Source organism: Campylobacter concisus (assembly GCF_050447485.1).
In the GTDB taxonomy this organism is placed as follows: domain Bacteria; phylum Campylobacterota; class Campylobacteria; order Campylobacterales; family Campylobacteraceae; genus Campylobacter_A; species Campylobacter_A concisus_BQ.
Genome location: NZ_JALMFY010000001.1, coordinates 1,224,034 through 1,239,637, shown reverse-complemented (window position 1 = coordinate 1,239,637; position 15,604 = coordinate 1,224,034). Strand labels below are relative to the sequence as shown.

The window sequence follows — 15,604 nt, the reverse complement described above, 5'->3', positions numbered from 1 at the left end:
GCGGTGAAGGGAGTTTGTATGCAAAGCGAGAAGACAAAAAATTTACTCGATGAAGTAAATGAAACAATAGATTTTATATTTAGAACCTGTAACAGAAATGGCGGCACGAAGAAGGCTTTAGAAGATAAAAAGCTAAGTAGAGAAATTTTAAAAGATAAATTTAAATCGATCTTTTCAAAATTTGGCCAGATAGATGAGGCTAGTTTTAAGAGTGCGATCCTTGCAAATGAGGAAGCAAAAGAGCTAAACGAGATAGCGATGGCTCTTGAGATAGACAAAGATGTAAGCTTGCTAGAGCTAGAGCGAGCGATAAATTTTGACCTAACTAGCGTCAAAGAAGAAATTTATAAATTTCAAAATAATAACTAATACACTCGGTGTGAGAGGGGGTCTCACACCAAAATTTAATAACTAAACACTTCTGGATCGATAACCATCGCTCTATAAGCGACATCATCTCTTGATGCAGAATCCACATCCATTTCAAATTTTATATCATTTGTCTTTGGGTCGATCTCGACTAAGACCATCTTGATAGTCTTATCAGGGCGTAGTAAATTTACATTTGAGCTTGAGATAAAGTAGGTGCTTTTATCCTTTTGCCACTCGACGTTGCTAGTGACTGCACTATAAAAGTCAAATCCGCGCTCCTTGCCAAACTGCCAAGTCTGCTCAACCGTGCCCTTTTTCTCATCTATCTTGTATTCAACCGCGCGGGAGTATTTATCCTCTTTAAAGGCTGGCTGCTCCATGCCTCTAGCATCACCATTGTCAAAGACGCTTAGGTGTTTTATGTCGCCCTTGTTTTCGTATCTTGGCGTTAGCCATGCGGTGTGCTGTGTCCATGACCAGTCAAATTCGCCCTCGCATTTTGAGTTTTCACATTTTATCTTGTTACCTTTACTATCGACTGGAGTTAGCACTTTTGCTTTAAAGTCCTCGCTCCAGCCCTCAGGCGAGGCTAGTATCCATTTTACTTTCTTGTCACGTCCTATCTTTACGATGCCTTGGTGACGAAGCGAAAGGATGATGCTATCATCGCTCTCATCATACGAGATCGAATTTACATGTGCCCAGTTTCTGCCTGTGCCAGTGGAGGTGACATCGCCAAATGGCTGATCGTCGCTTATCTTGATCTCTTTTGCGTCCATGTCGATGTTTAGGCAAACAGCCCTAGCATCAAGCGCCTTTATGAGGTTGCTGCGATAGACGTTGTTGCCAAAAATTTCATTTAGATCCCACTCTTCGACCACCTTGCCAGTGTTATCGACCTCGATGATGTGGTCTCTTATGGTGTGAGAAATTTTGCCGTTTTTGTGGTGGTAGTTGTATTTTGCTACTCTAAGAAGCGCGTGATCATCTTTTAGTGGCATCACCTCGTGACTTAGATCGATGTAGCCTCTTGGAAGCGGGCGATTATAAATTTCTTTTCCCATAAGGTCATATCTTAGATATCTTTGAGCCATACCAAAGCTGATATCGCCATTTTTTAGCTGATGAAAGCCCATCATCATGCCCCCATCCATCACTCTTCTCTCGCTGCGGTCGTAAAATTTCTGATAGTCAAGATACCATCTGACCTCGCCCTTGGTATCTACGATGTAGTTTTCGGTAAAGTCGTTCCAGCTAGCAGCCCCGCCATTTTTCCAATCAAGCGGTTTATAGACGCTTGTAATTGTGTTGTTTATGAGATATAGCCTGTTTTTAAAGGCAGGATCGACCTTTTTGACGCGAGTTTTTTGCATGTGTGAGAACCTATAGTCGCGACTATATGTGACGATAGGTTGGGCGTAAATTTTATATGTCTCAACCTTTTTAGCTCCGTTAAATGTGTAGCTTACGACTACTTCGTTTAGATAGTCAGGGTAAAGTCCCCAAATAGGCACGCCATCATGCGTGAGCAAGGCATGCTCTGAGACGTTGTAGTCGATATCTATGCCGCCATCTGGCTTGCCCTTTACTTTGACGTGGATATCTTTGATGTTCTTGCCAGCTCTATCAATGATAGCAGTTAGCGGCGATACATCGTATGGGTTTATAAAGACTGAGCCAAGCTCTCCTTGAACCTTTACTTGATGAGCCAAGACTCCAGCGTTTAGTGGAGCACTAAAGCCAAAACCACTCACCAAAACAGCCGCAAGGGCAACTGAACCTAAGAAATTCTTGCTCATTTTCGCTCCTTTGTGAAATTTAATGATATCTTACTACTCAAATTTCACGCAAAACTAACGCTTATATGAAAAGATGCTTAAGTAAATTTATAAAGAAGTGGTTTTAAAGGGTGAAAATAAAAAGAAGAATTTAGGAGCAAATGCCCCTAAATTTTAGTTATTTGCGTCAAATTTCTTAAGAGAAAAGAGAACAAATTTATAGCTAATAAATAGCGTTACTGGCCAAAGTATCAAAAAAATTCCTGCTTCTAACATCTTTTATCCTTAGTATGCGTGATGATCGTTTTTGATCTCATCTTGCGTGATCTTCTTGCTATCTATCGCTCTCCAAACTACGACGATATAGGCAAGCACGAAAGGCACTAGCAAGCTAACATAGGACATAACGCCAAGTGTGTAGTGGCTAGAGCTTGCATTTTTGATAGTTAGCGAGCTAGAAAGATCGCTAAATGACGGATAAAATGCTGTGTCATTTAGTCCTGTTATCAAAAATAGTGCAGTCACAGCTAGCGTAACGCCAACGCCGTAAGCAAAAATTCCACGAATGCTTTTTGTAAATGCTCCTTGGAAAATTCCAACAAGCACCAAAAGAACGCCAACAAGAAGCAATATGCCAGCGATGGGCATCTCGATCAAATTTATAGCGTATTTGTAAGGCACAAGGCTAACTACGCCGTTTGCGTCGTATGCAAAGCCATCTTTTGTAAGTATCCACGCAAGAAATCCTAGGAAAAATGGCAAGAATAGCACGGTGTTGATAATTAGCTGTTTTCTAGCGTTTTGTATAAATTCGCCATCAGCAATGTTGTTCATAAGATATAAGCAGCCGCCTATGCGAGATAGGAAAAACATCGCTATGCCAAGCAAGTACAAGTAAGGATTTGATAAAGCTTCAAGGCCGCGAAATGGAGTCTTCCACTCGACAAAGTTGTGCTCATTTAGCACAAAATCACTACCACTAAAAAATGTGCTAACCGCCATGCCGATAAGGATAACGCCAAGCGAGCCATTTATGAAAAGGAAAATTTCATAAGTTCTAGCGCCTAAGAAGTTATCAGGCTTTTTGCGGTACTCGTAGCTTACAGCTTGAACGATAAAGCAAAATAAAATAGCTAGCCAAACCCAGTAAGCGCCACCAAAACTAGTAGCGTAAAATAGCGGGAACGCCGCAAAGCACGCACCGCCAAACATAACAAGCGTCGTAAATGTAAGCTCCCATTTTCTACCGATAGAATTTATGAGCATATCTTTTTTAAGCTCGTCCTTACCAAGGCTAAAGATGAGTGTTTGACCGCCTTGAACAAACATCATAAACACCAAAAGTCCGCCAAGAAGGCTAACTATAAACCACCAATAAATTTGTAAATTTTCTAAGCTTAAACTATGCATGATCGTTAAATCCTATCTTTATTTGCTTAAGCATGATCTTGATCTCGGCTATCAGCAAGACCGTAAATAAAACAGCAAATAATATAAATGAAATTTTGACATTTGAGTCAGATAAATTTGTAGCTCCGACGCCAACGGTCATGAGATCTTGTATCGCCCATGGCTGACGACCGACCTCTGCTACTATCCAGCCAGCCTCAGCTGCGATGTAGCCAAGCGGTATGGTAAAGAGGCAGATCCACAAAAATGCTCTTATGTTTTCAAATTTATATTTTCTTGAGAGATTTAGATAAAGAGTGATAGCAAAAAGAGCTATGAAGTAAGTGCCAAGTGTGACCATGATGTGGAAGCTATAAAATGTAAGCGCAACTGGTGGCACTGCCTCTTTTGCGTCTTTAAGATAGCCATATCCTAAGAAATTTAGGTTGCTCTCTAAATTTGAAAGTGAGCTTTTCATCAAGCTCTCGTCATTTGTTTTTTTAGCCTCTTTGTAGTTTTTAAGAGCTTCGATAGCTACTTTGCCCTTTGCCATCTTCTCTTCTACGCTTATTAGATTGTGCTCGCTGTTGCCATAAAGTAGGTCATTTATGCCTGGTGTAAATGAGTTAAGCTCTCTGTTTGCCATGATACCAAGTGCGTAAGGTACTTTTATCTCAAACAAAAAGGCATCGCTCTCATCGTCAAGCTTTTTAGCTGGGTTTAAAATACCAGCTGCAACTAGTCCAGCATTTTTCTCGCCTTTATAAAGTCCCTCCATGGCTGCTAGCTTCATAGGCTGCTTTTGAGCTGCAAGATATGCGCTCTCATCACCGCTAAGTAGCAAAAATGCCGAAGTGATAAGACCAAATGCGCTAGCAACTACGATGCTTTTTTTAGCTAGCAAGATGTGGCGTTTTTTTATCAAAAACCAAGCAGAAATTCCTATCACAAAAAGAGCTGAGATAGTGTAGCCGCTAGTTACTGTGTGTAAAAATTTAGTGATACCAAGTGGATTTAGCGCAACTTCGAAGAAATTTTGCATCTCCATTCTAGCTGTGTCTGGGTTAAATTTCATGCCTATTGGATACTGCATCCAGCCATTTGCGATCAAGATCCAAAGTGCGCTTAAATTTGAACCGATCGCAACAAGCCATGTTGAAAGTAGGTGAAATTTCTTACTAACCTTTTCCCAACCAAAAAACATAATGGCAAAAAAAGTACTCTCCATGAAAAATGCTAGCAAGCCCTCGATCGCAAGTGGAGCGCCGAAGATATCGCCGACAAACCAGCTATAATTCGCCCAGTTTGTACCAAACTCAAACTCCATGATGATACCAGTAGCTACACCAATAGCGAAATTTATACCAAAGAGCTTTAGCCAAAATTTCGTTATCTCAAGCCAGGCCTTATCGCCAGTTTTGACATATATCGTCTCCATAATGGCGATGATAAAACTTAGCCCCAACGTAAGCGGGACAAACAAAAAGTGGTAAATGGCAGTCAGCGCAAACTGAGCCCTAGACCAATCAACAAAATCCATCTCAGACATTTTATTCCTTTATTAAATTACGAATTACAAATTCGCTTTTTTCTTCGTCGGTTTGAAATTTGGTATTAAGGGTCTCGTTAAAGATGAAGACCTTTAAAATTCCAAACATAATGATAAGCTTTATCGCTATGAGAAGCCATAGTCTCTTGCCTATTTTCATATTTTTAAAGCCATCTACATATAATGAGGCGATGTTTTTTAAGCAGTTTTTAATCATGATGTCGAAGTCTATAACAAAAAAACTTAAAGAATAATTTTTAAAAATTGCACGATTAATGCCTTACTAAATATTTAAGGGGTATAATCGGCGGATTAAAAAATAACTAAAGTTAAGGAAAATTTGATGGCAAAAGAGACGAAGTATATTTTTATCACAGGTGGTGTTTTAAGCTCACTTGGAAAAGGCATCGCAGCTGCGTCTATCGCGACATTACTTAAAAATTCTGGCTTAAAGGTGAGTGTTTTAAAAGCTGACCCATATATCAACGTAGATCCTGGCACGATGAGCCCACTAGAGCACGGCGAAGTCTTTGTCACAGACGATGGCGCTGAAACAGACCTAGATCTTGGTCACTATGAGAGATTTTTAGATGAGAGCCTAAGTCAGGATAACAACTTCACAACGGGCAGAGTTTATAGCTCAGTCATCGAAAAAGAGCGAAGAGGCGATTACCTTGGAAAGACTATACAAGTGATCCCTCACATCGTTGGCGAGATCGTTGATCGTATCAAAAAAGCAGGCGAGGGCAAAGATGTGCTCATCGTTGAGATCGGCGGAACCGTTGGCGACATCGAGGGTTTGCCATTTTTAGAGGCGATAAGAGCGCTAAAAGTAGAAGTTGGTAAAAAAAGAGCGCTAAATATCCACCTAACACTCGTGCCATTTATAAAGGTAGCTGGCGAGCTAAAGACAAAGCCAACCCAGCACAGCGTAGGTGAGCTAAGACGCATCGGCATAAGCCCAGATATCATCATCTGCAGATCTGAAATGCCACTAAACCGCGAGCTAAAAGATAAGATCGCAGCAAGCTGTGGTGTGGAGAAAAACTGCGTCATAGAAAGCTTAGATAGCGCAAGTATCTATCAAATTCCACTTTCATTTTTAAAGCAAGATATCCTAGTGCCGATCGCTGAAAATTTAGGCTTTGGCGAGCTAAAACCAGACATGGCAAACTGGGATAGTCTAGTAAAAAGGATCATCGCCCCAACAAACGAAACAACAATCGCCTTTGTAGGCAAATATATTGATCTAAAAGAGAGCTACAAGAGCCTAACTGAGGGCATCATCCATGCTGGAGCAAATTTGGACGCTAGGGTAAATTTACGCTGGATAGATAGCGAAAAGATAGAAGAGAGTAATGTAAATGAGCTTTTAAAAGATGTGGATGGCATCTTAGTAGCTGGCGGTTTTGGCGAAAGAGGCGTTTTAGGCAAGATGCAGGCCATTAAATTTGCTCGTGAAAATAAGATCCCATATCTTGGAATTTGCCTTGGTATGCAGCTAGCGATGATCGAGTTTGCAAGGGATGTTTTGGGCTTAGAAGATGCAAATTCTATGGAATTTAATAAAGAGTGCAAAAATCCTATCATCTATCTAATAGATAGCTTCATCGATGCCCACGGCAAAAAGCAGATAAGAACGCACACAAGCCCGCTTGGCGGCACTATGAGGCTAGGTGCTTATAACTGCGACATCAAACCAAAGACGCTTTTGGCTGAAATTTATGGCAACGCAAAGAGCGTAAAAGAGCGCCACCGCCACCGCTACGAGGCAAATCCAAAATATAAAGAGGTCTTTGAAAAGGCTGGCCTCATAGTAAGTGGCGAAAGCGACGGACTGGTAGAGGCGATCGAGCTAAAAGGCCATCCGTGGTTTGTAGGCGTGCAGTGTCACCCTGAATTTACTAGCCGCTTAACTAGACCAAACCCTGTGATACTAGGCTTTATCAAAGCAAGCCTAGCTAATCATGTAAAATGATAAATTTGGCAAGCTTTCTTGCCAAATTTTCTCTTTAAATTTTTATCAAATTTATATTAAAAATAAAAGTAAACGTATTATTGATAAATTTTAAATAATTTAAGTATTTTTTAATCTTGCTAAACATACAATGCTTATGCAATCATTTATAAAGGAGAAAAAATGAAAAATTGCGTTTTAAAAAGTGTTTTAGCACTTTCACTTGCTGGCTCATTTGCTTTGGCACAAGGTGGATTTGTCGGAGTTGAGGGCGGCTATGATTTTAGCTCAAAAATAACATCTGAGGGTGATGGGCTAAAGGACAATAGACCAAATATAGGTATAAAAGGTGGTTACGACTTTGATGTAGCTAGAGTTTATGGTGGATACTTCTATCATGCAGAAGCTAAAAATAGTGAAAATGATACACTTAATGGCGTTGAGGGTACAGTGAATATGAAGTGGACAACTCATAAATTTGTAGTAGGCGGTGACTATACTCCAACAATAGCTAACAACTTTAAGTTAGTTGCTGGCCTTTATACAGGTCTTTCTGTGATTAACTACAAGGCTAATTTTAACTCAAATACTGTTAGAGCCACTTATGATCTTACAAAATCTGGCTGGCTAATTGGTACAAGACTTGGTGCTGAGTATAGCTTTGATGGACACAACGCTATTGAGTTTGGTATAAAAGCTGATAAGTCTTGGTATCATGCAGAAGAGTTTGACGACCTTAAATCAACAGACATTGGCGCTTACCTAGGCTACACATATAAATTTTAATCTTTGGGGGTCTTATGACCCCTTATTTTTACTTAAAATTTCTCTCATTTTTTACTTCAAATTTACAATGGCTAATTTATAAAGAGTATCAATTTAACAAAAGTTTTTTGCCCTAAAAATCTTACTTTCAATGAAAATTATAAGAAATTAAATTTCAAAAAGATATAATCAAAGCATTCAAAATAAAGACGAAAGATTACGATGAAAAAAAAGCATTTTTGTTGCCAAATTTTTGGCAGTTTGGGCATAAATTTAAGTGAGCAAATAGCATTAGTAAAAGTTGGCAGGGCGTCAAAAAGTCCTTGCCAAAGCTATGTTAACTAAAGAGGATATAAGGAATTTACTAGCACGTAGATTTTGTAACGACATACACAAAAAACTTAGTGAAATTCCAACGCCAAGCGCTCTAAAGGATATCTACAAAGGCGCTAATCGCATCAAAGAAGCGATCGAGAGAAATGAACACATCGCTATTGTTGGCGATTATGACGTTGATGGAGTGGTTTCAAGTGTGATTTTAGCCGAGTTTTTTGACGATCTTGGCGTAAAAAACTACCTAGTAAAGATCCCAAACCGATTTAAGGACGGATACGGCTTAAACCCTGAGATCATCGACGAGCTTGCAAGCGATGTGAGTCTAATAATTACCGTTGATAACGGCATCTCGGCTAATGACGCCGCCGCTATCTGCAAAGAAAAAGGCATCGATCTTATCATCACAGATCACCATATGCCACCAGCCGTTCTGCCAGAAGCCTACGCCATAATCAATCCAAAACAAGAGGACTGCAACTTTCCAAATATCGAAATTTGCGGTGCTGAAGTGGCTTGGTATTTGGTTGGAGCGCTAAAGGATGTTTGCAAGCTAAACTACGATATGAGCAAGTTTTTAGAGCTTTTAGCCATCGCGATAATAGCTGATATGATGGAGCTAAGAGATATGAACAGGATGCTTGTTCGCATGGGTATTTGCAAGCTAAATGCCTCTAAGCGCTCGGCATTTTGTGTCATAAAAGAGTTTTACGGCAAGGATAAATTTGAGTGTGATGATATCAGCTTTCTTATAGCGCCTCTTATAAATTCAGCCGGACGCATGGACGATGCGATGAATTCATTTAACTTCTTGCGTGCAAAGAGCATCGAGGAGGCTTACAACTACCTTGATACGATTATCGAGTTTAACAACTCCAGAAAAGAGGAGGAGCGCCAACTCTTTGAGTGCTCGCTAAAGGACGTAAAAGAGGACGATGAGGTCATCATCACTTGGGGAGAGCAGTGGCATGAGGGTGTGATAGGCATCGTGGCTAGCCGCCTGGCAAAGCACTTTGCAAAGCCAGCCATCGTCTTTAGCATCGATAAGGGCCGCGCAAAAGGCAGTGCTAGAAGCGTTGGCAAGCTTGATATCTTATCTTTAATCGCAAGTCACGAAGATCTGCTAACAAGCTACGGCGGTCACAAAGGTGCAGCAGGGCTAACTCTCGCGCCTGAAAATTTGGAAAAATTTAAAGATGCTATAAATAAAAGCTGCTCATGCCTAAATATGCAAGAGTGCAGAAGCTCAGATGAGCTACTTGGCGACATAATGCCAAGCGAGATAGACTTTGAGCTACTTGAAATTTTGGAATTTTATGAGCCGTATGGACAGAAAAATCCACGCCCAGTCTTTAAGATAGAAAACGCTGTCGTGAAAAACGAGAGGCTCATAGGTAGGGATCAAAACCACTTAAAACTTATCTTGCAAAAAGATAACAAAACGCTTGAGGCGCTATTTTTTAACTTCACAAGGCACGTTAGAGTAGGCGAAATGATAGATATCATCTTTTGTGTATCTAAAAATTCGTTCCGCGGGCTTGTTACGCCACAGCTTTTGATAAGAGAAATTTTATAGCATTTTGCCTAGTCGTTTGAAATTTAACGACTAGGTATTACTTTTTAATAATTAAAAATTTAATAAATTTATCTTTATAAATCCCTAAAATACGAACTTTATAAATAAAGTAAATTTATCAATGCTTATTTAATATTATAAATTAATAATATTTTAAATAAAAATCCGTAAAATTACATTTACATTATATTTTTAAAGGATTGAAAATGAAAAGTTCATTTTTGAAAGCTAGCATGATTGCATGTGCGGTTTGCTCATTTGCTATGGCAGAGGGAGCATTTATTGGTTACGAGGGCGGATATTCTTTTGCGTCAAATGTAAAGTTATCTGAGGCTAACGATGGAGCAAGACTTAGGAAAGGTCAATTTAACAGTGGCATAAAAGCTGGTTATGATTTTGACAACTTCAGAGCTTATGGTGCTTATTTTTATAATTTTCAGACTAAAAAAGAGTTAGAAGATGATGGTGAAAAATATACAATTAAGTGGAATAAACACAGCTTTCTAGCAGGTGCCGACTATACTCCAAGCATTACCAGTGATGTTAAGCTTGTAGCAGGTGCTTATACTGGCGTTTCAAGAATAAAATTTAAGGTAGATAATTCAGATAGTGCACAACACTCAACTGGTTTTGTGTTGGGCACAAAATTCGGTGCTGAGTACTTACTTGATCAAAACAATATTTTAGAGGCTGGCGTTAAGGCCGACTATACTTTTTACAGAAAAATTGAAGAAGTTAAAGTTAGAGAGAGCAACATCGGTCTTTACGTAGGTTACACTTATAAATTTTAATTTTAAACATTCCCTCCTTAAGAAATTTGCGTCCTAGTTTGGGCGCAAATTTATCTCTAGTATTTTTACCATTAAATTTAATATACTTTCCAAAAAGGCTACAAAATGAAGAAAATAATATTGGCTCTTTCTGTCCTTTTAACGGCTGCCTTTGCAGTTGATTGTGATAACGCATTTATTAAAGCTGTTGTAAGCATGATCGATGAGCCAGCTCCCACAAGAGTCGATGAAAATAGCGTAATAATGGGTGCTACATGTGAAAATGAGACCCTAAAAACCACATTTGTTATAAATGATAGCGAGGATATTAAATTTAGTAAATTTACTAAAGAACAGATAGATGAGTTTAAAAAGATGCAGACTGAAATGCTAAAAGAGGACTTTTGTAGCAGTAAAAACCCTCTTATCGACAAAGCTTCGTGGATATACAACTACGAGAACGGCAAAAATTTTACTGTGATAAATTTGACAATAGAGGATTGCAAGTAAGATTTTCTGGGGTCCCCCCCCAGAAATTTAGGCTTTTTTGTCTTCAAGCTCTTTTAGGTGCGCTTTTACAAACTCGCCAAATTCGTCTTGAGTTAGCATTCTTTTAGCAAGTTTTTCCTTGCATTTTTTGCCAAGCTCGCCTAGTGTTGCTCTATTTTTTTGGCTTTGTGATTTGCCAAATTTTGAAAGGATCGCATTTAGCTCATGCTCTTCACCGAAATTTACTAGCTCTTTATCTAGTGCCATTTTCTCTCCTTTGATGAAAATTTTTTCTAATTTTAAAATTTAATAGTAAATATAAATAAATTTAAATTTTAAAGGGTAAAAATAGCGAAAAATAGGGCTTTGTTAAATTTAAATTTCATATAGATTAAACGCGTAATAGTAAAATCACGAAAATTTTTAAAGGAGAAGTATGAAAAATTTACTTGTAAAATCAAGCTTGGTTTTAGCTTTAGTTAGTTCAGCTGCACTTGCGCAAGGTGCATTTGTCGGTGGCGAGGGCGATTATTCGTTTAATTCAAAGATCAAAACTAAAAATATCGCAAAAAGCGAAAAAAATAACTTCAACAAAGGTCACTACGGACTTGGCTTTTATGGCGGTTATGATTTTGACAGCTATAGAGCGTATGGTGGCTACTACTATGACTTTAAAGCTAGAAAAAATGCTAGCGAAGCAGACGCAAAATGGAGCAAACATAAGCTTTTAGCAGGCGCTGACTACACTCCAAATATCACTGAAAACTTTAAAGCCGTGCTTGGTGGTTATGCTGGTCTTGGTTATCTAAGTGTTAGACAAAGCTTTGAAAACGAAACTAGCAAGAAAAATTTCAAAGGCTTGCTAGTTGGCGCAAAAGCTGGTGGTATCTACTCATTTGACGCTCACAACGCGCTTGAGTTTGGTTTAAAAGCTGATAAGACATTTTATAAGAAAAATAGCGGCGCTCAGCTAAGGGATACAACCGTGGGAATTTACACAGGCTACACTTATAAATTCTAACAAATTCTAATTCAAGGCAAGGCTTAGGCTTTGCCTCTCCTAAAAACTCACATTTATTCTTTAAATTTATAACTCAAGCAACCTTTAAGTGACTCGAGGTAGAATGGCTCTTATTTAAAAAGGAGAAAAATGAAAACCAAATCGCTTTTTGCCATTGTGCTCTGTGCCGTTTTTAGTAGCTTTGCCTTTTGCGAACCAAAAAGTGAGCCAACGCTAACAAAAAGTAGAAATTTAGTTGGTCAGACGGTGCCAGGCGCTATTTTGGGCATTAAGGTGCCAAAGGAGTATCAAGCGAAATTTGATAGCGCAAAGCCTAGGATGCAGGAATTTTTAGCAAATATGGCAAGCTACAGGGCTAACAAAAATGATAAATTTATGGAAGGTGGCACAAGGACACCTGCGCTACGAAGAGATGATAGCCATTCAAAAAGGGCTAGTGGCACTTGTAGCGACAACGTCGATATTTTGAGTATAGAAAATGTGAAATTTATCGCCAAAAACGCATTTAGTTTTAGCGTTACATTTATCACAGCAGATGGCGAAGAAACTACAAAATTTGATGATCTTATATTTACGCAGCACCCTAGCGGCGAGTGGCTGGTTAGGTGGTAGTTGTAGAGGTAAAAGCCTCTACTCTCTGCCCTCAAGAAGTGGTACAAAAAGGCACTCGTCTAAAAACTCTTTTTCTAAATTTCCACTCTCGTCTTTTCTAAATTTAGCGATAAACTGCTTGCCATCTTTTTTCATCGGAGCGACCAAGATGCCGCCATTTTTTAGCTGGCTAAATAAATTTGGCGAGATCTCATCAGCAGCAGCCGAGAGTAAAATCCTATCAAACGGCGCGTAGCTTCGCCAGCCGTTGTTGCCATCATCATATCTTACGTGCACGTTTTTGATCTTTAACGTCTCGAAGCGTTTTTTTGCCTCCATGGCTAGCTTTTCTATGCGTTCGACGCTAAAAATTCTATGTGCGAGCTTGCTTAATATCGCTGCTTGATAGCCGCTGCCACAGCCTATTTCTAGGATGTTATCCACGTTTTCGCACTCTAGCGCCATCGTCATCTTTGCCACAGTTAGCGGCGAGCTGATCCACTGATTGCCCAGTATCGGCTGCGCGTCAAGCTTGTAAGCATGTGCAGGGATAGGCACGAAAATTTCACGCTCGGTTGTTGATATCGCGTCAAACAAAAGCGGACTGAGCGTGATCTCATCGGCTATGTCGCTAGCTAAATTTTGGCATTTTATCGCTTCTAATTGGGTCAAAATTTCTATCCTAAACAAATTTTAAATCGTTATTATACGATTTAAAGCTTATCTTAAAATTTATAAAAGCCCTAAATTTTTCTTTATCTGCGCTATCAAATTTGCGTCAAAAACCGCGCTTGCTTCTAGCGTGCCATCTGGCAAAAAGACCCCGGCGACTTCAAGATCTAGTGAGCTTGAGATCATGACGTAGCAGTTATTTGCGATCGCAAGTGCCTTGCAAAGGCTAAGGTAGGCTTCCTCTCTAGCCTTGCCCCACATGGCTGGCACCATGATGATGTCACATCCCTTTAGCTTTGCCCAAAGTCTGCTATCACGCAGCTCAAAGCATATCAGAACGCCAAGCTTTAGCCCTTTAAAGGTAAAAGCATTTATATCGCTCACCTCACCAGCGGCAAAGATCTCGTGTTCTAAATTTGGCCTAAAAAGCTCAGCCTTAAACTGCGAATGAAAGACGTTATTTGAGTTAAGAAGTAAAAATTCGTTATAAATTTTTGGTTGGTGCGGATTTAGATTTGAAATTTGAGCGAGCCCTGCGCTTTTGTTTAGGCTGCTAAGGTGCGTAAAACCTAGAAATTTATCTGGGCTAAGCACCTCTTGCAAGCGCTCAAGCAGCATCGCATCAAAGCTGCCTATCATGCCACCAAGCATAGCTTTGTTCGCCCCAGCAAAAAAGCCGTCGAAATCATAGCCGCTGATGCAAAGCTCGCTTGCAAGCAGGAGCGAATTTTTAGGTGCAGCCTTGACTAAATTTGCAAGCTCCTCTAGGCGATCTGTTGTATTTTTTGCCTTTAAAGTTAGACTTATTAGGTTTAAATTTTCGCTCATCTATTTTTCAAATACAAATATCATAGGTTTTTCATCATGGCAGTCTTTTGGAATTTTGTAGTTTATATCCGTGCCACCGATGTTTGGCGTAGCTTTTAAAATAACGCTTATAGCTGTGGTTTTGTCTTCCCTCTGCGAGAGCGAGTCGTTAAAAATCCAGACCTCGAAGCCAAGACCTCTAGCCTCATCATGCAAGACCACTCTTATCTCTTTTAGGTCTTTTGCCTCAAAGCCACACTGCTTGTTTATGTCAAGCATCACGTCATTTCCTAGAACAGATCCTAGCGGTGCGAAACTTGGTGCAATTTCGCCGTTTGGCATCTCTTGATAGACTTCCGCTTGGCTTGTCTCTTTTACTTTAACAAGTTTGTGGGCGGGGAAATTTACGAGATTATCTCGGTTTGCCATGTCAACGATCCTTTGGCTACTGCTCGCACACCCAGCCAAAAGCACGCAGGCAAGGGATAAGATACTATTTTTAAAAGTCGTCAAAGCTGATACTTCCTTTGCTGTAGTTTGTCACCTTTGCTTCAAAGAAATTTGACTTTTGGTCGTTAAATTTCGCAAAGTCATCGACCCATTTGATCGGATGAGCGACGTTGTATTTGCGCTTTAGGCCGATCGCAACTAGACGCTGGTCGATGAGATAGTGTATGTACTGCTCGATGATATCGTCTGTAAAGCCCATTATTTGGTTTTGGGTGATGTATTTGCCCCATTTGATCTCTAAATTTCCAGCTTTTTCAAACATATCATAAATTTTCGCCTCAGTCTCGGGAGTGAAAAGGTCAGGCCTTTCCTTGCGGACTGAATTTATCATGTTTTGAAACAAAAGCAGGTGTGTGATCTCGTCACGTTGGATGAAGCGTATCATCTGCGCTGAGCCCAGCATCTTGCCAGCGCGAGCTAGAGCGTAGATCGCCGTAAAGCCGCTGTAAAAATAAATGCCCTCTAAAATTTGGTTTGCCACCATCGCAAGAAGTAGCTTCTCGTCAGTCACTTCGCCTGCAAGCTCCTCATAAACGCTTGAGATGTAGTCGTTTTTCTCACGCAAGACGTCGTCGTGCTTCTCCATCTCGTAGATAAGGTCGGTGTTGTCACAGATCGCCTCGACCATGACAGCGTAAGACTTGCTGTGGTTTGCCTCTTCGTAGGCTTGGCGGCTTAGCACGGCGTTGATCTCTGGCGCTGTGATGTAGGGGTTGATGTTGTCAGCTAGGTTGTTTGTCTGGAAGCTATCCATCGAGATGAGCTGGCTCCATACTAGGTCGTACATGCGTTTTTCAGCCTCTGTGAGGTTGTAGGTGTAGTCGCGCACGTCGTCGGTGGTATCGACCTCTTTTGGAAACCAGGTGTTGGCCTCCATGAGGTCCCAAAGCTTTAACGCCCACTCGTATTTTGCCTTGGTGAAATTTAAAATGCCGTGTGGGTTGCCGTTAAAGACTCTTCTGTCGGTCAAATTTTCATTTGAACTTGGGTTGTAAATGCGTTTTCTGTTCATAAATTTCTCTCTT

Annotated in this window: 17 protein-coding genes; 8 read left to right on the top strand and 9 right to left on the bottom strand. The window is 40.1% G+C overall.

The window, feature by feature from the left end; all coding sequences use genetic code 11:
* The first annotated feature begins 18 nt into the window (after positions 1-18).
* The gene (locus MTT29_RS06380) at positions 19-369 is read left to right on the top strand and encodes a hypothetical protein (RefSeq protein ID WP_103594517.1); all 351 of its coding nucleotides are present in this window, start codon (positions 19-21) and stop codon (positions 367-369) included.
* Positions 370-404: 35 nt separating this feature from the next.
* On the opposite strand, the gene MTT29_RS06375 is transcribed toward MTT29_RS06380, so the two are convergent.
* From MTT29_RS06375 to MTT29_RS06360, 4 genes are all read right to left on the bottom strand, one after another.
* Positions 405-2,171, bottom strand: coding sequence for an aryl-sulfate sulfotransferase (locus MTT29_RS06375; protein ID WP_429800088.1), 1,767 nt, complete (start codon positions 2,169-2,171; stop codon positions 405-407).
* 264 nt (positions 2,172-2,435) lie between these two features.
* Positions 2,436-3,563, bottom strand: coding sequence for a cytochrome d ubiquinol oxidase subunit II (locus tag MTT29_RS06370; RefSeq protein ID WP_429800464.1), 1,128 nt, complete (start codon positions 3,561-3,563; stop codon positions 2,436-2,438).
* Positions 3,553-5,088, bottom strand: coding sequence for a cytochrome ubiquinol oxidase subunit I (locus MTT29_RS06365; RefSeq protein WP_429800087.1), 1,536 nt, complete (start codon positions 5,086-5,088; stop codon positions 3,553-3,555). Before MTT29_RS06365 ends, MTT29_RS06370 begins: the two co-directional genes overlap by 11 nt.
* A 1-nt stretch (position 5,089) precedes the next feature.
* Positions 5,090-5,305, bottom strand: a complete 216-nt coding sequence (locus tag MTT29_RS06360) for a DUF4492 domain-containing protein (protein ID WP_429800086.1) — start codon at positions 5,303-5,305, stop codon at positions 5,090-5,092.
* A 126-nt stretch (positions 5,306-5,431) separates the two neighbouring features.
* Between MTT29_RS06360 and MTT29_RS06355 the strand changes: the two genes are divergently transcribed.
* The 5 genes from MTT29_RS06355 to MTT29_RS06335 all read left to right on the top strand — a co-directional run bounded on the left by MTT29_RS06355 (position 5,432) and on the right by MTT29_RS06335 (position 10,999).
* The gene (locus MTT29_RS06355; protein WP_103598868.1) at positions 5,432-7,066 is read left to right on the top strand and encodes a CTP synthase; all 1,635 of its coding nucleotides are present in this window, start codon (positions 5,432-5,434) and stop codon (positions 7,064-7,066) included.
* 162 nt (positions 7,067-7,228) lie between these two features.
* Positions 7,229-7,831: an outer membrane beta-barrel protein gene (locus MTT29_RS06350; RefSeq protein ID WP_103598869.1), complete on the top strand. Its 603-nt coding sequence runs from the start codon at positions 7,229-7,231 to the stop codon at positions 7,829-7,831.
* A gap of 313 nt (positions 7,832-8,144) precedes the next feature.
* Entirely contained in the window at positions 8,145-9,719 is a 1,575-nt protein-coding gene (gene recJ / locus MTT29_RS06345; RefSeq protein ID WP_429800085.1) for a single-stranded-DNA-specific exonuclease RecJ, read from the top strand.
* A gap of 206 nt (positions 9,720-9,925) precedes the next feature.
* The gene (locus MTT29_RS06340) at positions 9,926-10,510 is read left to right on the top strand and encodes an outer membrane beta-barrel protein (protein ID WP_230855702.1); all 585 of its coding nucleotides are present in this window, start codon (positions 9,926-9,928) and stop codon (positions 10,508-10,510) included.
* Between the two features lie 105 nt (positions 10,511-10,615).
* On the top strand, positions 10,616-10,999 hold the full coding sequence (locus tag MTT29_RS06335) for a hypothetical protein (protein ID WP_103571498.1): 384 nt from the start codon (positions 10,616-10,618) through the stop codon (positions 10,997-10,999).
* A gap of 27 nt (positions 11,000-11,026) precedes the next feature.
* Here the strand turns inward: MTT29_RS06335 and MTT29_RS06330 are convergent, their stop codons facing one another.
* Complete coding sequence (locus tag MTT29_RS06330) at positions 11,027-11,245, bottom strand: hypothetical protein (protein ID WP_103571497.1); 219 nt, start codon at positions 11,243-11,245, stop codon at positions 11,027-11,029.
* A 169-nt stretch (positions 11,246-11,414) separates the two neighbouring features.
* Here MTT29_RS06330 and MTT29_RS06325 point away from each other — a divergent pair, with 169 nt between their 5' ends.
* Both MTT29_RS06325 and MTT29_RS06320 read left to right on the top strand, forming a co-directional pair.
* Positions 11,415-11,999 carry a hypothetical protein gene (locus MTT29_RS06325; protein WP_103571496.1) on the top strand — a complete coding sequence of 195 codons (585 nt, stop codon included), beginning with the start codon at positions 11,415-11,417 and terminating at the stop codon, positions 11,997-11,999.
* Between the two features lie 129 nt (positions 12,000-12,128).
* A complete protein-coding gene (locus tag MTT29_RS06320) occupies positions 12,129-12,611 on the top strand; it encodes a hypothetical protein (protein WP_429800084.1) in 483 nt (160 codons plus the stop codon).
* Positions 12,612-12,629: 18 nt separating this feature from the next.
* Here MTT29_RS06320 and MTT29_RS06315 read toward each other — a convergent pair whose 3' ends face one another.
* Genes MTT29_RS06315 through MTT29_RS06300 form a run of 4 tightly spaced genes read right to left on the bottom strand, consistent with a single transcriptional unit; the run spans position 12,630 to position 15,591 of the window.
* Complete coding sequence (locus tag MTT29_RS06315) at positions 12,630-13,262, bottom strand: protein-L-isoaspartate(D-aspartate) O-methyltransferase (protein ID WP_103620436.1); 633 nt, start codon at positions 13,260-13,262, stop codon at positions 12,630-12,632.
* A gap of 60 nt (positions 13,263-13,322) precedes the next feature.
* Positions 13,323-14,090: a carbon-nitrogen hydrolase family protein gene (locus MTT29_RS06310; protein ID WP_429800083.1), complete on the bottom strand. Its 768-nt coding sequence runs from the start codon at positions 14,088-14,090 to the stop codon at positions 13,323-13,325.
* A complete protein-coding gene (locus MTT29_RS06305) occupies positions 14,091-14,582 on the bottom strand; it encodes a hypothetical protein (protein ID WP_298039713.1) in 492 nt (163 codons plus the stop codon).
* Positions 14,569-15,591, bottom strand: coding sequence for a ribonucleotide-diphosphate reductase subunit beta (locus MTT29_RS06300; protein ID WP_002940575.1), 1,023 nt, complete (start codon positions 15,589-15,591; stop codon positions 14,569-14,571). The genes MTT29_RS06305 and MTT29_RS06300 overlap by 14 nt, the downstream gene beginning before the upstream one ends.
* Positions 15,592-15,604 lie beyond the last annotated feature (13 nt).